The following is a 17,130-nucleotide window of genomic DNA, read 5'->3' on the forward strand; positions in this document are numbered from 1 at the left end:
AACATGAAAAAACTATTAACCATTTTAGTGACTCTTATTTTAGCTATAGGAGTTGTAGGCTGCGGCGGTTCCGGTTCAGGAACTGCAACGCCGACACAGGCTGCGGCTTCTGATCCGGCTGATATCAAGGCCATAAAGGACAGGGGAGTACTTAAAGCCGGCGTAAAGGTGGACGTGCCTAAGTTCGGTTACAGAGACCAGGCAACAAATGAAGTGGACGGTTTTGAAATCGACCTGGTAAGGGCTATAGCAAAGAAAATATTTGGCGATGAAACAAAAATACAGGTAGACGGTGTAACCGCTAAAACACGCGGACCTCTTCTTGACAGCGGCGAGCTTGATTTAGTAGCTGCTACATTCACAATTACTGAAGAAAGAAAATTAAGCTATAACTTCTCGGATCCTTATTTCGTAGACGGCGTAGCTTTAATGGTTAAAAAATCATCCGGAATAACCGATTTAAAAGGACTAGACGGCAAGAAAATAGGTGTTGCCCAGAGTGCAACAAGTAAAGCAGCTGTTCAGGCAGAAGCAGATAAGTTAGGAATAAAAGTTGAATTTTTGGAATTTGCAACTTATCCTGAAATAAAATCAGCTCTTGATGCCGGACGTGTTGATTGTTTCTCAGTAGATGGCGCCATACTCTTTGGATATCTTGACGATACAACTACAATCCTTCCCGACCGTTTTGCACCGCAGGAATACGGTATTGCCTCAAAGAAGGGCAACGATGGATTGGCTAAACTAATAAACGATACAATAAATGAAATGAAGAGCTCAGGAGAATTAGACAAGCTCATCGAAAAGTGGGAGATTAAATAGTGGTAAGTCCTTTTGCATGGTTTAAATGGCAGGCATTATTTAAAGATTGGCGCATCTTTTTAGACGGATTTTCAGTAACTTTGATCTCTTCGGCATTGGCGCTGGTACTGGCTTTGGTCATAGGTACCATATTCGGTGTGCTGGGTACCTCCCACTTAAAGGCAGCAAAAGGGGTTAACCGTGTATATGTTGAATTTATACAAAATACACCTCTGGTGATACAGGTATTTTTCCTGTATCACGGACTTCCCCATATTGGGATTATGCTTCCGGTTTTTACAATTGGAGTACTGGGATTGGGAATGTACCACGGGGCCTATGTTGCCGAAGTAGTGCGTGCCGGTATACAGGCAGTTTCAAAAGGCCAGACAGAGGCTGCCTATTCCCAGGGCTTTAGTTTTTGGGAGACTATGAGGTATATAATACTTCCCCAGGCCATGAAGACGGTGTTTCCTCCCCTTACCAACCAGGCGGTAAACCTTGTAAAAAACACTTCGGTTTTGGCCATGGTAGCAGGAGGAGATTTAATGTATCGTTCCGATTCCTGGGCCAGCAATAATATATACTATGGTCCGGCATATGTTGTAACAGGCTTGTTGTATCTTTCCATTTGTTTGCCTCTTGCGCGGTATGCACGAAAACTTGAGAGAAAGTCTGAGGTATCGGCATGATTAGAGAGCTTTTTAAACCTGAGGTTTTCCGATTCTTAGGCCAGGGTTTGCTTACAACGTTGTATATAGCGGTAATGTCCATAGTTATAAGCACTATAACAGGTGTAATATTCGGGGTGGCCAGATATTCCGGCCATAAAATATTTGCAAGATTAAGTGCGGTTTATATAGATATAATCCGTAACATTCCGCTTTTATTGTTTATACTTATGGCAAGGTTTATGACTCCATTAAAACCCATTTATTCAGGGGTTCTGGCCATATCGGTATTTACAACGGCGATAATAGCTGAAATAGTCAGGGGAGGATTAAACTCCATAGATAAAGGACAGTGGGAGGCAGCCAGATCCCAGGGCTTTAATTACTGGATGACCCTTGTTCATATAGTGCTTCCTCAGGCTATAAAAAATATGATACCGCCAATGGTCTCACAGTTTATTACTATTGTGAAGGATACATCCTTTGTATGGGCGGTTGGTACCGAAGAGCTGACGGGAAAAGGAATGATAATTATCGGCCGGTATAATTCCACACCTCAGATATTTGCCATATTCAGCTTGATTGCCATCACTTATTTTGTTCCTAATTATCTGCTATCCGTAGTGGCAAGAAATCAGCAGAAAAAACTGGCACATTAATCTTAGACTAATATCGAATTTGTTGAATATAAATATATCAGGCTTCTTTTTTTACAATTCAACTTCTCACTTGCTGGGATGGCATAAAGTCATCCCATACTTTGTTTTTTGTAACTTTATAAAATAACTAAAACAATATATGAGTAACATGGTATAATCAGGAAGAAAACAAAACTCGTTTAGGAGTGTATTATATGAAAAGGCTTATATTACTTCTTTTGACGGGAATGATTTTACTTGTTTCATGCAGTGATGTAACCGGGGACAAAGAGATAACTGCGGATGAGTGGGGTAATAAAATATTTGAAGTGTCTGAGCTAAGGAAGGATTTTAAAGAGTTTGAGGAGACCGTAAAGTTAAGGCATCCAATGGATTTTACAGATAAAGAAAAAATTAATAAAATATTTGAAGCTCAATATAAGGCAATAAATGAAAATATGACGGAGTATGAGTTTTACAAGGTATTAGCTCCCATTGTATCAAGGCTCAATTGCGGAAATACAGTCTTAAATTATTCAGCCGAGCTTGAAGATAAAAGGTATTACCATAAAAAATACTTTCCTTTGTATATGTACACCACCGGTGATGGAATTTATTCTGATCACGGCAACAATTATATGTATAAGCATGCAAGGATATTATCTATAAACGGCAGGGACAGCCGTGATATTTTAGATACGCTCAAAGAGAATATATCCTCGGATAACGGTAATATGCCCTATAAAAATTACATTATAAATTCTGATTTTAATAATCTGTATTATAAATTTATTGAAAATGCGGACATATATGAAGTAACTTTTGTGGATTCTCAAAGCGGCAAGGTAAGGTATTTATATTATAATGCATTGGATATGGAGGCTCTTGATGAAAAAAAGTTCAGAGCTGATAACGATACCAAAGATATAATCTTTGAAATCCATCTGGAAATGGACTTTGCGGTTTTAAAAGTTAAATCCTTTGATATGGATATAGATGAATTTAAAGATACCATAGATAAATCTTTTCTGGATATAAAAGATAAAAATATCCATAATCTCATCCTTGATTTAAGAGGAAACAGCGGAAGAAATCCATACCATGCCGCTTATTTACTGACCTATCTTATAAATAAACCTCTGCTTTATTTATCCCGGCAAACACCAGGTTTTGATGACCTTAAAACTTCACTTGAACCTTCTTTAAAAGCCTTTAGCGGCAATCTTTATACGCTTACGGATCCAGGCTGTACATCTGCAGCCGCACAGCTTTGCGCATTATTAAAGCATAACGGTATAAGGACGTTGATTGGAAGTGAAGAAAGATTATTGTATTCCTACATGGATGATATTGAAGAAATTAGGTTAAAGAATACCGGTATAAGGTTTAGTTATCCTACGAAGTTTATAAGTGCCGATGTGCCGGATTTAAGGCCCTTTGACGGGGAAGTACCTCATTATATAATAGACACCCAAGAAAATAATGAAGGCAAGGACATGGTTAGGGAAAAGGCCTATGAGCTTATAGGCGAGGCAAGAAGACAAAGGGACACACAGGAGGGTATTATATATAACAAATATCCGGCAGGTGAAATCATCCGATTAGAGGCTGTCAGCAACCGGACAATTGCATATATAAATAATTCAGGATATCTGATTATAAGAGACATAAAGGAAAACAAGGAGAAACGCGCCCTTATAGACTTTAAGGTAGGTGAATATGACATTGATATAAAAAATAATAAAATCGCCTATATAAGGTATAGCGGTGAGGAATTCTTCGACAATAACGTTTATATATATGATGTTTTAACAAAAGAAAGGCAGGCGCTGGATACTAATACCCATGCCAGAGAGGTGGCTTTTTCTCCCTCGGGAAGATATCTTGCAGTTGAATATGGCACCAGCCCAATGGGGTTTTTAAGAATATATGATATTAAAAATATGAAATGGCTGGACATAACCTCAGGTTCCATGGATTTAAGAGAAGGAACAAGAGAATTCAAATGGGCTCCCGGACAAGATGTACTTGCATTATCACTATGGGAGTTCAGTGATGAATATACCCCAGTTATGGATGGTGAAACTTATTCTTCAGGGCTATACCATCCTTCAGATAACACCTATAAAGAGCTTATGAAGGGAACAGGGGAATACGGGGCGGTAATAGAAAAGTGGTTTAGTAATAATACCTTATGCATTGCAAGAACCTATTATGAAGATTCATCAAAAAATTTATATTATCTTGTAAATATTAATGACGGAAATATAAAAGAAATAAATAAGTATGAAGCGGTGCCAAAACTTCCCGACAGTGCACCCATTGAAGTTAAATGGGCATATTATAATGCATCACCGGATAATAAGACAATACTTTATTCTTTCCATGATATTACTCTTAAGTGTCAGGTTATTATGGCCTGGGATATTGAAAAGAATATAAGTTATAAAGTATGCGAAGGTTACAATCCCAAATGGATTGAGTAAATTATTAAGCGGCTTAAAAAGGCTCTGTGAGTTGATTATAAAAAAGATAATGAAAAATATAAAATCATTATGACGTCAACCATAATCGATAGTTGGTGCAATAATGATTTTTATATTTTCATAATACACTTGAAAGTTTCCCCCCTCAAAAATCATATCGCCTGTCATTATGCTTATTATATCTTCTACAACTTCCGATATACTGTCTGAAAGTTACCGGAATAAATGTCTGTTAGGTGCTGAAATATACAGTAGTGACAAGAAACAAGAAAGGCAGCTTTTTTACTTCTTTTTATATATAAAAAGAAAGAATAAATAAAAACAAGTATATAATTACTGTCATTCTTGTCTCTGTTTCGCTGATACTTGTATCATCAAGCCTTGAGACGGTGACAACTTTTTTTAAAGGTTGTCACTTTGGAATATTTAATTGTGCCATAGTATGTTACTATAGTGAAGGGAGCGTGTCAAGGGACGGTTCTTTGATCATATACAAACTCATAAAAGGGGGCTAACGGAGATATGTCTGTGAGAAAAAGAATAAAAAAACTATTGATATATTTAAGCATAGCCTGTGTCATTTCGACAGCCTTTGTACTTATTGTTAATCAGTACATAAAAAATGGAGGAAGTAAGTATATTTTAAGTCATGAGGAGGTTCCGGAGGCGGATGCAATCATCGTCCTTGGAGCCTTGGTATTCCCGGACGGAAATGTTTCTTTAATGCTAAGAGACAGGCTTACCACCGGCTACGAGCTTTATGAAAAAGGAAAAGCTCAAAAGATAATTGTAAGCGGTGATCATGGCCGGAAGGATTATGATGAGGTCAATACCATGAAGGATTTCTTAAAGGCAAAAGGAATCCCCGGTGACGATATATTCATGGATCATGCAGGATTCAACACTTACGACAGCCTTTATCGGGCTCGGGACATTTTTCAGGTGAGAAAGATTATTATAGTAACTCAAAAATATCACCTTATGAGAGCTCTATTTATTGCGAGGGAACTGGGTATTGAGGCCTACGGAGTTTCAGCGGACAAGCGAATTTATAATGGGGTTATGCTAAAAAATGAACTGCGGGAAATTGCCGCGAGGAACAAAGACTTTTTTACGGCGAAATTGATTAAGCCAAAACCAAAATTTCTTGGTGAGGTTATCCCTGTTACAGGAAGTGGGAGCTTGACGGATGATAGAGGTAAATGAAGTCAATATCTTTAAAAGCAATAAAAAATCATAAGAACTCTTTTTACCATAGATAGTGTGACAGCGCTCCTAATGAAGCAAAATGGGCCGTTCTTAGCCCGTGACCTGATGATAAGACCATACTTTATTCCTTTCATGATATTGCTCTTAAGTGTGGTTATTATAGCCTAGGATATTGAAAAGAATATAAGTTATAAAGTATGTGAGGGTTGCAATCCCAAATGGATTGAGTAAATTATTAAATGGGCTTAAAAAGCTCTGTGATTTGAACCATGAAATCAGATAATGGAAAATATAAAAATCATTAAATGACACCAACCATAATCGATGGTTGGTGTCATTTTTATGTAAACGAGAGAAGGGACAACACGACATATAATTACAGAAAATATACAATAAATTTCAAAAAAAACAAATGTTTAAATCTATAAGCAAATGTTTGATTAGACATTAAAATATTATGTAGTGTATATTAAAACCATGTTAAGCTGGATACCCCGGGGATTTAAAATGAGGCTGAAATTGAATAGACAACAGTATATTCAAATATAAGGGAGGTACAAAATATGGTAAATGAAACAACGGTTTCACAGGTAGAAAAAAAACCAAAGACGGATGGAAATCAGATAAAAAAGATGGCCTGTTTAATTTTAGGTGTCGCTGGATTTTTATATCCAATGTACTTAATGCCGAGCGTTAATGAATTAAGTCCTGAGGCGCAAAGGGCTTTGGGCGTATTTTTGTTTATGGTCTTCTGGTGGATAGGAAACGTCATAGACGGAGCATTGGTAGGGTTAGTAGGTATGGTTATGTTTACGGTGTTCGGTGTAGTAGATATGAAAACAGCTTTTGCAGGTTTTTCAGATTCTACTTTAATATTTCTTATATTTGCATTTTTGATGGCTAACGCCGTTACTAAAACCAACCTTCATACGTTTTTAGCCTTTAAGATAATGTCAAAAGTGAACCCCAGCTATAAAGTGTTTTTGTTTATGGTTGTAATGCTGCCGGTAATTCTGGCTGCTATCGTACCTTCGGGTACAGCCAGGCTTGTTCTTGTAGCTACAATCAGTACTATGCTGCTGAAGGTTTTCGGAATGCCAACTGATAAAATGAGCAATATCGGAAGAGGCTTTTTTTCCAGCATAGGAGTACTGGCTCTTCATTCATCAGGTCCATTTATGACAGCAGGAGCTTCGACAGTTGCCACTATCGGCATCCTGGAGAAGGCAGGGATAAAAGTTACCTATTTTCAGTGGACTTCATATATACTGCCTCTTGTTATAATAGGTGCGATCTTACTATGGTTAATAATTCCAAAGGTCTTTCCCCCTGAGAAGACTAAGCTCACTGAAGAAGAAGCCAGGGAACTCAAAGAGAAGTTTAAGAATGAGGCCGGTTCAATGACCAAACAAGGAAAGATAGTGGCAGTGTTAATCGGCGCGGTTCTGTTCTTTTGGCTAACCGGAGATTTATTTAAACTTGATTTTATGAATGTGGCCTTCGTCGGAATTTCAATTATGTTTCTTCCGGGAATAGAAGTCCTCGGGACAAAAGACTTAAAAGGATTGGATTGGGGTTCATTAGTTTTTGTGGCATGTGCAATGTCATTGGGCGCCATACTTCAGAAAACCGGCCTTGCCGAATTCTTAGGAAATATCTTAGGACCATATCTGTACAATAGTAACGTATTTTTAGCAGCACTCATACTGGTACTTATAGCATATGTCGTACATATCTTCATTCCGTCACTGGTAGTTGCTATCGGGGCATTTGGTCCAATAATTATGGCAGTATATACTAATATGGGCATGAACCCTATGTTTGGACTGCTGGCTTTTTTCTTAGGTTACGGGGGCTACTTCCTCATGTACCAGATGACACATTCGCTGGTGGCTTATGGATATGGACAATTCTCTCAAAATGATTTTATGAAAATTGGCGGATGGTATATGGGTATATGGATAGTCATGATTCCTGTTATGATTATATGGTTTAAAATTGTCGGAGTGATTTAAAAGCTATTTGCGCCTTCAATCAAGTTTATTGTGAACATATGAAAGGGAGGTTGAATTATTTCTCCTCCCTTTTTACAATATTTACTAAACTTACAGGGAGTTTGTATAAGAATTTTTTTATGCTGCAAAAAGCCAGTTCGACTAAAACAAAAGCAAGGAGGGATAATGATAAATGGAAGCAAGTACTGTTCGATATGAAAGCAATATATTGCTTAAAAATCTCTTAGCCTTATGTTTAGGACCTTTAGCCGGTTTTATGATATTCCTGATTACGAAAAATATACTGACTATTGAAGGCAGTATCGCTACCGGTACATTTATCTGGGTAATTATATGGTGGATGACTCAAGTAGTTCCTTATGCCATAACATCATTGCTGCCATTAATAGTGTTTCCGCTGACTAATATGAGTACATTGGAGGAAACATTGGTACTATATGCACAGCCGGTATTTTTTTGGATTGCAAGTATCGTTTTATTGGGATATGCTTTTCAAAAATATGAACTTACAGATTCATTAGTGCGAATTGTAAAAAGGAATAAATTTTTTCTTAAATCGGCAAAGCATCTGGCTTTTGGATACCTTGCATCGGTTTACCTAATTTCCACAGTTATAAGCGATACAGCAGTTATAGGGATAATGCTGCCCGTTGGTATTTCATTAGTAAATTTAATCAATAATAAAGGAATTTCAGAGATAGAATCGCAAAATGTGAAAAGCTCTTTTAGGAAAGCTATTGTTTTAGGCACCTTATTTTCAGCAATCAGCGGAGGAATGGCTACAATAATGGGTACGCCGCATAATGTCATAGCATTGTCCATTATTGATAAATATACAACAGTAAGCTTTATTGATTGGTTTAAGATAGGCTTCCCTATCTCCCTGTTTATGTTACTAATCAATTTTGTTTTAATGTGGAATTTATTTTTAAAACAAATTAGCAATGTCCCATTAAATATTCATGAAGAAGAAAAGCAGAAATCTACTAATAACACTAATAGATTTAGAGGGGGAAAAAGAGCCACTCTGGCTATATTCTTATTTATGATTGCACTTTGGATAATTGCACCGAAAAACATATCTCTATGGGAAGTTCCTATTATTGGCTTGATTTTATTGTTTACTATCCCTGTTGATTTGAAAGAAAAGAAATTTGTATTAGAATGGAAAGAGCTTTTGGATAACGGACAATGGAATGTAGCCATGTTAGCTACAGGCGGTGCAGTTTTAGGAAACGCATTAAGTGAATATGGGGTGTTCAATACAATACTAAAAGCATTGCCGCTTTACGGTTTATCAGTCTACTTTATTATAGGGCTTGCTTTTCTTGTTATGATTGCCCTGACTAACAATTTTAGTGGAACAGCCGCGACCCTTATTATAGTACAATCATTGATACCAGTAATCGTAGAAAAAGGATATAATCCTTTTATATTTGGATTGAGTATTTCAATTTTAGGAATAGGAGTTATGTTCCCATGGTCAGGCGCAGCCGCAGGGACTACTTTTGCTATGAGCGGGCTAGCTATCAAGGATATGTTTAAATATGGATTAATGGGCACAGCATTACTTCTGATAACAGTTTTGCTTCTCAACGGGCTTTACATTGCCGTATATTTATAAAGCCTTTATATAATCGGCTGAAGGAAAGAAATTGCTCTTTTTTCTTTAGCCGATTATAAACTTTCGGAATTATAAGTATATATGCAGTTATTATGATGGAGGCATAATTTCAGTGTTATTATTTTCAGCTACAAATTACTTTACCACTTCTATATGATCAAAGTTTCGTTTTAGTTTATACATTCTTTTAATGACAAATATATTTTTCGAATACTCATTAGCAATTTCCCTGGCTTTTTTCGAATCGCGGTTTCTAAAGGCTTCCAAGAGCTTTTTATGTTCTTCCAAATGGGTATTGGCAGGGAAATCACTCTTCATATCATTTGTGTAATAGTAATGAATCATCAATAATTTTTCATGCATGCGTAAGCTTTCGTTGTAAAGAAAGTTATTGTTTGTCAGTCTGGCAATGGATAAATGGAAATCCTGATGGCATTTATATACATTGGATACTTGCTCAGGATCATTAAGCATATATAATTGCATATCAGTCAGCCTTTTTTGTTCCAAAAATAACAATTGCTGCTTTGTGATCTGGAGTGCGGTAATTTCTGCGGCAGAGCGGCGCAAAAAGCGAAGGTATTCAATTATATCAATAGTTTCATTAATTGAAAGGTTTTTAACTATATATCCTTTTTTGGTATCAGAGATTATATAATCATTTTGTTCCAGGAGCTGCAGTGCCTCCCGAATTGGAGTTCTGCTTACATTTAAAATCGAAGCAAGCTCTTCTTCTTTCAATCGAAAGTTAGAATCCAGCTGATTTTGGATGATACTTTCCTTCAGGGTAGTATAGATAGCATCACTTATTTGAAGTTGTTTTACATTTTTAAGATAATCAGATTTTATTTTTTCCATGCTAAGCTCACTCCCTATTTTTTGCAAATATGTCTTCAAGATGTAAATTATAATGTTTTATCATAATATCGGATAAAATTTCTTTGCTGGCATTTTTGTTGTTGATAAAATATTCTACGATTTTTCCATGATCTTCGATGATAATTGAGCTTAAATCATTAAGCTGCAATACATTAATTCCCCACATCAGCCTGTCAAAGGCATTTCGCATTGCCTTCATAACTTCATTATTTTTTGTGCAAAGAGCTAAGGTCATATGAAATTTTCTATCAAGTTCGTGGTTTGTTGTCTCTTGCTCCCGGTTTAAACTTTCTGACAGCATGATAGAAGAGATATGGTCATGTATGTTGATTAACTCTATAGAGGCTGAAGATAGGACGTTTAACATTTCATTGATTTTTATAATATCTTCTAATGTCACATTTTCAACTACATATCCTTTACCTTTAGAAAACTTTAAATAGTGATCAAACTCTAACAACTTTAATGCCTCTCGGACGGAATTTTGACTTACATCTAATTCCTGTGCAATATTTATATCGTCTATTTTTTGCTCCGGAGACAAAATTCCCGTTATAATAGCCTGAGCTATTGTCAAATAAATGCTGGTAGATATTTTTTTCCTTGCACCAATCTTTTGATAAATTTCTAAAAGGCCAGACATTTTATCCCCTCCATATAAAATCAATTTCAGAGTCGAAGCATTACTACAAGGATAAAACTAATGCATGACACAAAGCCTTAATTCAATTCTAACTGCGTATTTATCAAAGAAGAATAAAAGGATGAAAAAGGAATAGTTATTGTATTTATTGCGATTTGAATCTATAAGGAGTTCAGAAAAAGTATAATAGAATTTGTCAAAATGTACAATAGATTTTTTAAAAAAACAAATGTTTATAGTTATAAGCAAATGTTTGATTAGACATTAAAATATGGCGTGATGTATATTGAGATTAAACTAAGGAGGGATATAAAATGGTCAATAATGCAGAAAAACTACAAAAAGAGAGGTATGACCTTTTCGACAAATTATATACAGGTCAGATACCAAAGAGAGTTCCATTAGGACATTATGTGTACAATCCATTTGCAATTCAGTTTGCGGGCTATGATTTGTTTGAATCCCAGTGGGATACGGCTGGTCTGTTGTCAAAGGCTTGCGATGAATTTTGTTCCCAGGTCTTCACGGATATTGTGCCGGTTGCATCTACGATTATACCTTATCCTTATCAGGTATTGGCTTCACGTTCATACAAGATGAGTAAAACCGGTTTTATGCAGCATCCGGAATTGGCTGGTATGGAAGCTGAGGATTATGAGGCTTTTATTAAGTCTCCTTTTGATGTTATCTTAGAAAAGATTTTGCCGACTTTGTTTCCTGCACTTGATACAGATCCTGTAACAAGATCGGTTAACATGGCAAAAGGCATTGTTGCATATCGGGAAGAACAAACGGTAATGAAAAAGATTAAAAGTGATGCAATCGCAAAATATGGCTATTTAAAACCGCCCGCTAACTCTGACAGCGGTGGTGTTAAGTGTCCCTTTGATTTCCTGGCGGATTTTATAAGAGGTTTTGGAAATATACTGACTGATGTCAGGCGATACCCTGAGCAAGTGCTTGAAGCCTGCGATGCGGTTTTGCAGCTTCTTATTAAAAAAGCTACCCCATCAAAGCCTCATTATTTAGGTACGACTTCCATTACAACCCACATGCCGGGCTTTATGCGGACAAAGGATTTTGAAAAATTTTATTACCCTACTTTCAAAAAGATGGTAGAAACCTTTGTGGAATCTGGTATGGGTGTAAGAATTTTCTGCGAAGGTGACTGGATGCGTTATCTGGATCATCTGAGGGATTTACCGGAAAATGTAAGGCTGCGTTTTGAATACGGAGATCCTAAAATCATTAAGGAAAAATTAGGAGATAAACAGATCATATCGGGATTATATCCTATATCCATACTGCAAATTGGAACTAAAGAAGAGGTCATTGAAAAGGCAAAAGAATATGTTGATATTCTGGCTCCTGGCGGCCGTTACTATTTTGAATTTGATAAGAGTGCTATTACCTGTCAAGGCAATATGCGTGAAAATATAATAGCATTATCAGACTATTTACGTGACAATGCTACATATTAAAAGGAGGGGAAGCTTATGAACAGTAAATACTTAAAGACATGGGAACAGATTGTTGAAGAAAATAACGATACGGATGAAAGAAATATTGCAGCCATGAAAGATAAGATGCTGAAATCCGAAGATATTATTTTCCAGTTTGTCATGAATCTATTGTTGTAAAAATGAGATCTTCTATATAAATAAGGCAGTTTAAGGAGGAATAAAGTAATGGATTTAAAAACCTTAACACAATCAGTGGGAGAGCTGGACGAAGAAAAGGTTCTTGAAATGATCAATGACTTTGTGGCTGCAAAACCTTCGGAAGAAGAAGCCCAAAAGGTTGTTGCAGCTTGCCAGAGCGGCATGTCGATTGTAGGTGACCTCTATGAAAAAGGCGAATACTTTGTAGGTGATCTCATATTTGCAGGAGAGCTTTTAACTAGTGCTATCAACACATTAAAGCCTGTATTGGGAACTGATAATAGTTCAAGTGTAGTTACAATAGTACTTGGAACAGTTGCCGGCGACCTGCACGATATAGGCAAGAACATATTCAAAAGCATGGCTGAGGCAGCAGGTTTTACAGTTGTAGACCTTGGCATCGACCAGCCATCAAGTTCATTTGTTGAAAAAGTTAAAGAAGTAAAACCTGTAGTAGTTGGAATGAGCGGTGTATTAACGCTGGCACTGGAAGCTATGAAGGATACGGTTGATGCATTAAAGGAAGCAGGATTAAGGGACAGTGTAAAAATAATCATAGGCGGAAACCCTGTAACTAAAGAAGCTTGTGTTCAGATAGGCGCAGATGCCTTCACAACTAATGCTGCAGAAGGTGTAAAGATATGCCAGGGTTGGGTTAAATAGCCTATTGGATAAAGTAAAAAAGTCACCATAATAATCATTTCATATATACACTCGGATAAAACTGCTGATATAGTATTTATCGGCAGTTTTATTCTATAAAGATTGCTGTGCCGTAATAATAAAATTAACTTAAGGAGGAATAAAACATGATAGTAATTGGAGAAAAAATTAACGGGACAATACCAAGTGTAAAGAAAGCAATTGAAGAAAAAAATGAAGAATTTATCCGCAATCTTGCTATTATGCAGGCTGAGGCAGGAGCTGACTATATCGATGTTTGTGCCAGCACAGTGCCGGAACTTGAAGTGGCAACTCTCAAATGGATGATGGATATTATACAGAATGCTGTAGATAAACCCCTATGTATTGACAGCCCTAACCCAAGAATGATAGAAAAGGTTTTTAAGTATGCCAAAAAACCCGGTATAATAAATTCTGTATCAGAAGAAGGAGATAAATGTGAAGTAATATTTCCTCTGATGAAGGGAACAGGATGGCAGGTTATAGCATTGACATGTGATAATAAGGGAATTCCATCCGATGTCGGAACAAGGGTTGATATAACAAAGAGGATAGTAGAAAAGGCAGCCAAATATGATATTGCACCGGACAGGATTCACGTAGATCCACTCGTAATGGCGATGTCAGCAGATAATAAATCATTGCCAAGTTTTGTAGAAGCTCTTACAAAAATCAAAGAATTATATCCAACGATTAAGATTACATCGGGATTAAGCAATATATCCTTCGGTATGCCGTTAAGGAGAGTTATAAACCAGCATTTTTTAACCATAGCAATGTTTGTTGGAATGGATTCAGCAATTATGGATCCTGTTAACCGTGATTTGTATACTTCACTTATAACAACTAAGGCATTAATGGGGCAGGACAGGCTGTGCAGGAACTTTACCAATGCATACCGTAAGAACAAGATAGGGCCAATAAAAAATGATTAAAAATATGCTTTAGTTTTAGAAAAGTTATTTGTCTAACATAACACTACCTCCTTTGTGTTGTTTAGATCAGGCTGTTGATCATGAACGTGATATCAACAGCTTGAAATTTTTTATGGAGGAATAAAAATAATTATTTATTGTCAATACCATAAAGAGTAGTAAGTAAAAGACTATCTTGTTGATATGGAAAATGAATTCTTAATTAGGATTAAATGCGGGGATAAAGCAGGAACTAAAGTAATATTAGATAAAACTTTGGACTATATTTTGCTAAGTGGTACCTATGATCTTGAGATTTTAAGAACCAAGATTATAGAAATACTCATTCTCATATCAAGAGCTTCTATTGAATATAGCTCAAACCTTGATGAAATACTGGAATTCAAATTATTTCTTGGACTATGCCGACTGGGGCCAAACAAGGAGGAGCATATCGCTTATTTTATATACTATAAGGCTATAATAATAAGAAATTTACCAGGTAAATTTTATGTTATAATAGACTGGTATTTAAAAATGGATAAGCTTGAAATGGAGTGAAACCTGTTTATGAGAGATAATTGGAAAAAAGATATAGTTTTGTTTGTATTAAGCCAGACCATATCGTTGTTTGGTTCCTCGCTGGTTCAGTATGCCATAATGTGGTACATAACACTTAATACAAAATCCGGACTTATGATGACTATTTCCATCATATGCGGGTTTTTGCCTACTTTTCTTTTATCACCTTTTTCAGGTGTGTGGGCTGATCGTTATAACCGCAAAATGCTTATAATTTTATCGGATGCATTTATAGCAGTATCAACCCTTGTAATGGCAATATTGTTTTTAATGGGACATGGGTCAATATGGCTCATGTTTTTAATGTCTTTTTTAAGGTCGTTGGGCGCCAGTGTTCAAATGCCGGCTAACGGAGCCTTTATACCTCAGATTGTACCAGAGGATAAGCTTACAAAGGTGGGGGGTATAAACGGAAGCATACAGTCGGTAGTCATGCTTGTATCACCCATGCTAAGCGGTGTACTTTTAAGTGTGGCATCCATTGAATCTATTTTTTTCATCGATGTCATAACGGCTGCTATTGCTATACTTGTGCTTATTTTATTTCTCAAGGTACCTTCCCACAATAAAGCTCTTAATACAGAGCAGGTAAGCTATTTTTCGGATTTAAAGAAAGGAATTGCATATATAAAAGAGCATCCTTTCGTCAGGACCTTCTTTGTATTTTGTGCTTTTTACTTTTTCTTAATAGCTCCCGTTGCCTTTTTAACACCACTGCAGGTCACAAGGAGTTTCGGGGAGGATGTATGGCGATTGACAGCCATAGAAATTGGTTTCGCTACGGGAATGACCCTGGGCGGACTTCTCATTGCTTCCTGGGGAGGCTTTAAAAATAAAATACACACCATGGTGCTGTCAAGTTTTACTACCGGACTTTGTGTAATTGCACTAGGTGTGGTGCCTTTATTTTCAATATACCTTATTATTATGGCAATTGCAGGTATATCAGTGCCTATATTCAATACACCATCGACGGTTCTTTTACAGGAAAAGGTGGAGCCTGATTTCTTAGGCAGGGTATTCGGAATAATGGGTATGATATCAAGCTCCATGATGCCTTTAGGTATGCTTATATTCGGACCTGCCGCCGATTTTATTCCTATCGAGTGGATTTTGACGGGTACCGGCATATTATTGTTTCTGCAAAGCTTTTTTCTAATAATGAGCAAAGACCTTGTTGAGGCCGGAAAACCTAAAGAAGAAAGCTATTCTAAATGGTAATCAGCTCGTATTCTTTGCTTCCTATACCTAATTTTACAGCGTGGTCAATTGCCACCTTCCAATCGGTGTCAGGCGCCAGATTTGTAAAATGGTCATGATGCTTATGGTTTTGTTTTGAAAGCAGACTTCCTTCCACTACAGGCTGGCGGTTAACTGCTTCAGCACAGGCCATATCCAATGCAACGGGGTCAAAGGAAGCAAACATTCCTACATCCGGCACTATGGGTATATCATTTTCAGAATGGCAATCGCAAAATGGTGATACATCAATAACCAGGCTTATATGAAAATGAGGGCGTCCCTCAAGGACTGCATAGCTGTATTCAGCTATTTTCTTGTTTAATATGCCGTTGGATTCATCAGAAGCAGGTTCAACGGCATCCGTAGGACAGACTCCTAAGCATCTTCCGCAGCCTACGCATCTTCTATGGTCTATTGATGCTTTTTTATTTGTTATGGTTATTGCACTGTGAGCACAGCTTTTAGCGCACATGCCGCAGCCTATACATGAAGCCTGTTCGACTGTGGGCTTTCCGCTGCTGTGCATTTCCATTTTTCCTGCCCGGGAACCGCAGCCCATTCCTATATTCTTTAAAGCACCTCCGAAGCCCGTCGACTCATGGCCTTTAAAGTGATTAAGTGAAATGAATACATCCGCATCCATAATGGCGCGGCCGATTTTGGCTTCCTTTACATATTCACCATTATTAACGGGGATAAGAGCTTCATCGGTTCCTTTCAATCCATCCCCTATAAGAATGTGGCATCCGGTGGAAAAGGGAGAGAAGCCGTTTAAATAGGCAGAACTTAAATGCTCCAATGCATCTTTTCTGCTGCCTACATACAAAGTGTTGCAATCTGTAAGAAAGGGCCTGCCGCCTAAGTCCTTTACAATATCTACAACCGTCTTGGCATAATTGGGGCGAAGGAAGGCCAGATTTCCCGGTTCTCCGAAATGTATTTTAACTGCCGTATATTTTTTGTTGAAATCAATGTTTTGTATTCCGGCAGTTTTAATAAGCCTGGTAAGCTTTTCCTGCAAATTTTCCCTGTAGGTAACATGCATGTCGGTAAAATAAACCTTTGATTTTTCCATTGTATT

At 37.0% G+C, this 17,130-nt stretch carries 16 protein-coding genes; 13 read left to right on the plus strand and 3 right to left on the minus strand.

Annotation, left to right across the window (positions count from 1 at the left end; all coding sequences use genetic code 11):
• Window positions 1-3: 3 nt before the first annotated feature.
• From OXPF_RS04140 to OXPF_RS04170, 7 genes are all read left to right on the plus strand, one after another.
• Window positions 4-822, plus strand: coding sequence for a transporter substrate-binding domain-containing protein (locus OXPF_RS04140; RefSeq protein WP_054873943.1), 819 nt, complete (start codon window positions 4-6; stop codon window positions 820-822).
• Window positions 822-1,493: an amino acid ABC transporter permease gene (locus OXPF_RS04145; RefSeq protein ID WP_054873944.1), complete on the plus strand. Its 672-nt coding sequence runs from the start codon at window positions 822-824 to the stop codon at window positions 1,491-1,493. The genes OXPF_RS04140 and OXPF_RS04145 overlap by 1 nt, the downstream gene beginning before the upstream one ends.
• Entirely contained in the window at window positions 1,490-2,131 is a 642-nt protein-coding gene (locus tag OXPF_RS04150) for an amino acid ABC transporter permease (protein ID WP_054873945.1), read from the plus strand. Before OXPF_RS04145 ends, OXPF_RS04150 begins: the two co-directional genes overlap by 4 nt.
• Window positions 2,132-2,325: 194 nt before the next feature.
• Entirely contained in the window at window positions 2,326-4,596 is a 2,271-nt protein-coding gene (locus tag OXPF_RS04155) for a S41 family peptidase (RefSeq protein WP_054873946.1), read from the plus strand.
• A 522-nt stretch (window positions 4,597-5,118) separates the two neighbouring features.
• Window positions 5,119-5,802, plus strand: a complete 684-nt coding sequence (locus tag OXPF_RS04160) for a SanA/YdcF family protein (protein WP_423230555.1) — start codon at window positions 5,119-5,121, stop codon at window positions 5,800-5,802.
• A 566-nt stretch (window positions 5,803-6,368) separates the two neighbouring features.
• The gene (locus OXPF_RS04165) at window positions 6,369-7,820 is read left to right on the plus strand and encodes an SLC13 family permease (protein WP_054873947.1); all 1,452 of its coding nucleotides are present in this window, start codon (window positions 6,369-6,371) and stop codon (window positions 7,818-7,820) included.
• 256 nt (window positions 7,821-8,076) lie between these two features.
• A complete protein-coding gene (locus OXPF_RS04170; protein WP_242854324.1) occupies window positions 8,077-9,444 on the plus strand; it encodes an SLC13 family permease in 1,368 nt (455 codons plus the stop codon).
• A 135-nt stretch (window positions 9,445-9,579) separates the two neighbouring features.
• On the opposite strand, the gene OXPF_RS04175 is transcribed toward OXPF_RS04170, so the two are convergent.
• A complete protein-coding gene (locus OXPF_RS04175; protein WP_054873949.1) occupies window positions 9,580-10,302 on the minus strand; it encodes a GntR family transcriptional regulator in 723 nt (240 codons plus the stop codon).
• A 7-nt stretch (window positions 10,303-10,309) separates the two neighbouring features.
• Window positions 10,310-10,966, minus strand: a complete 657-nt coding sequence (locus OXPF_RS04180) for a GntR family transcriptional regulator (protein WP_054873950.1) — start codon at window positions 10,964-10,966, stop codon at window positions 10,310-10,312.
• A 314-nt stretch (window positions 10,967-11,280) separates the two neighbouring features.
• On the opposite strand from OXPF_RS04180, the gene OXPF_RS04185 reads away from it, so the two are divergent.
• The 6 genes from OXPF_RS04185 to OXPF_RS04205 all read left to right on the plus strand — a co-directional run bounded on the left by OXPF_RS04185 (window position 11,281) and on the right by OXPF_RS04205 (window position 16,028).
• Window positions 11,281-12,447: a uroporphyrinogen decarboxylase family protein gene (locus OXPF_RS04185; RefSeq protein WP_054873951.1), complete on the plus strand. Its 1,167-nt coding sequence runs from the start codon at window positions 11,281-11,283 to the stop codon at window positions 12,445-12,447.
• A 15-nt stretch (window positions 12,448-12,462) separates the two neighbouring features.
• Window positions 12,463-12,606 (plus strand): hypothetical protein, encoded by a 144-nt coding sequence (locus tag OXPF_RS22325; protein WP_160317145.1) that lies wholly within the window; start codon window positions 12,463-12,465, stop codon window positions 12,604-12,606.
• Between the two features lie 48 nt (window positions 12,607-12,654).
• Window positions 12,655-13,290, plus strand: coding sequence for a cobalamin B12-binding domain-containing protein (locus OXPF_RS04190; protein WP_054873952.1), 636 nt, complete (start codon window positions 12,655-12,657; stop codon window positions 13,288-13,290).
• Between the two features lie 146 nt (window positions 13,291-13,436).
• Complete coding sequence (locus tag OXPF_RS04195; RefSeq protein WP_054873953.1) at window positions 13,437-14,246, plus strand: methyltetrahydrofolate cobalamin methyltransferase; 810 nt, start codon at window positions 13,437-13,439, stop codon at window positions 14,244-14,246.
• A gap of 183 nt (window positions 14,247-14,429) precedes the next feature.
• Window positions 14,430-14,786, plus strand: coding sequence for a hypothetical protein (locus tag OXPF_RS04200; RefSeq protein ID WP_054873954.1), 357 nt, complete (start codon window positions 14,430-14,432; stop codon window positions 14,784-14,786).
• Window positions 14,787-14,795: 9 nt separating this feature from the next.
• Window positions 14,796-16,028, plus strand: a complete 1,233-nt coding sequence (locus tag OXPF_RS04205; protein WP_054873955.1) for an MFS transporter — start codon at window positions 14,796-14,798, stop codon at window positions 16,026-16,028.
• Here the strand turns inward: OXPF_RS04205 and OXPF_RS04210 are convergent.
• Window positions 16,018-17,124: a DUF362 domain-containing protein gene (locus OXPF_RS04210; RefSeq protein WP_054873956.1), complete on the minus strand. Its 1,107-nt coding sequence runs from the start codon at window positions 17,122-17,124 to the stop codon at window positions 16,018-16,020. The two genes, OXPF_RS04205 and OXPF_RS04210, sit on opposite strands and share 11 nt — an antisense overlap.
• Window positions 17,125-17,130 lie beyond the last annotated feature (6 nt).

The organism is Oxobacter pfennigii, assembly GCF_001317355.1.
GTDB classification, from domain to species: Bacteria; Bacillota; Clostridia; order Clostridiales; family Oxobacteraceae; genus Oxobacter; species Oxobacter pfennigii.

Excerpts from the sequence above, each read along its gene's own strand:
- OXPF_RS04140 (WP_054873943.1), top strand. The coding sequence starts at position 4 with ATGAAAAAACTATTAACCATTTTAGTGACTCTTATTTTAGCTATAGGA.
- OXPF_RS04150 (WP_054873945.1), top strand. The coding sequence starts at position 1,490 with ATGATTAGAGAGCTTTTTAAACCTGAGGTTTTCCGATTCTTAGGCCAG.
- OXPF_RS04155 (WP_054873946.1), top strand. The coding sequence starts at position 2,326 with ATGAAAAGGCTTATATTACTTCTTTTGACGGGAATGATTTTACTTGTT.
- OXPF_RS04160 (WP_423230555.1), top strand. The coding sequence starts at position 5,119 with ATGTCTGTGAGAAAAAGAATAAAAAAACTATTGATATATTTAAGCATA.
- OXPF_RS04165 (WP_054873947.1), top strand. The coding sequence starts at position 6,369 with ATGGTAAATGAAACAACGGTTTCACAGGTAGAAAAAAAACCAAAGACG.
- OXPF_RS04170 (WP_242854324.1), top strand. The coding sequence starts at position 8,077 with ATGATATTCCTGATTACGAAAAATATACTGACTATTGAAGGCAGTATC.
- OXPF_RS04175 (WP_054873949.1), bottom strand. The coding sequence starts at position 10,302 with ATGGAAAAAATAAAATCTGATTATCTTAAAAATGTAAAACAACTTCAA.
- OXPF_RS04180 (WP_054873950.1), bottom strand. The coding sequence starts at position 10,966 with ATGTCTGGCCTTTTAGAAATTTATCAAAAGATTGGTGCAAGGAAAAAA.
- OXPF_RS04185 (WP_054873951.1), top strand. The coding sequence starts at position 11,281 with ATGGTCAATAATGCAGAAAAACTACAAAAAGAGAGGTATGACCTTTTC.
- OXPF_RS22325 (WP_160317145.1), top strand. The coding sequence starts at position 12,463 with ATGAACAGTAAATACTTAAAGACATGGGAACAGATTGTTGAAGAAAAT.
- OXPF_RS04190 (WP_054873952.1), top strand. The coding sequence starts at position 12,655 with ATGGATTTAAAAACCTTAACACAATCAGTGGGAGAGCTGGACGAAGAA.
- OXPF_RS04195 (WP_054873953.1), top strand. The coding sequence starts at position 13,437 with ATGATAGTAATTGGAGAAAAAATTAACGGGACAATACCAAGTGTAAAG.
- OXPF_RS04200 (WP_054873954.1), top strand. The coding sequence starts at position 14,430 with ATGGAAAATGAATTCTTAATTAGGATTAAATGCGGGGATAAAGCAGGA.
- OXPF_RS04205 (WP_054873955.1), top strand. The coding sequence starts at position 14,796 with ATGAGAGATAATTGGAAAAAAGATATAGTTTTGTTTGTATTAAGCCAG.
- OXPF_RS04210 (WP_054873956.1), bottom strand. The coding sequence starts at position 17,124 with ATGGAAAAATCAAAGGTTTATTTTACCGACATGCATGTTACCTACAGG.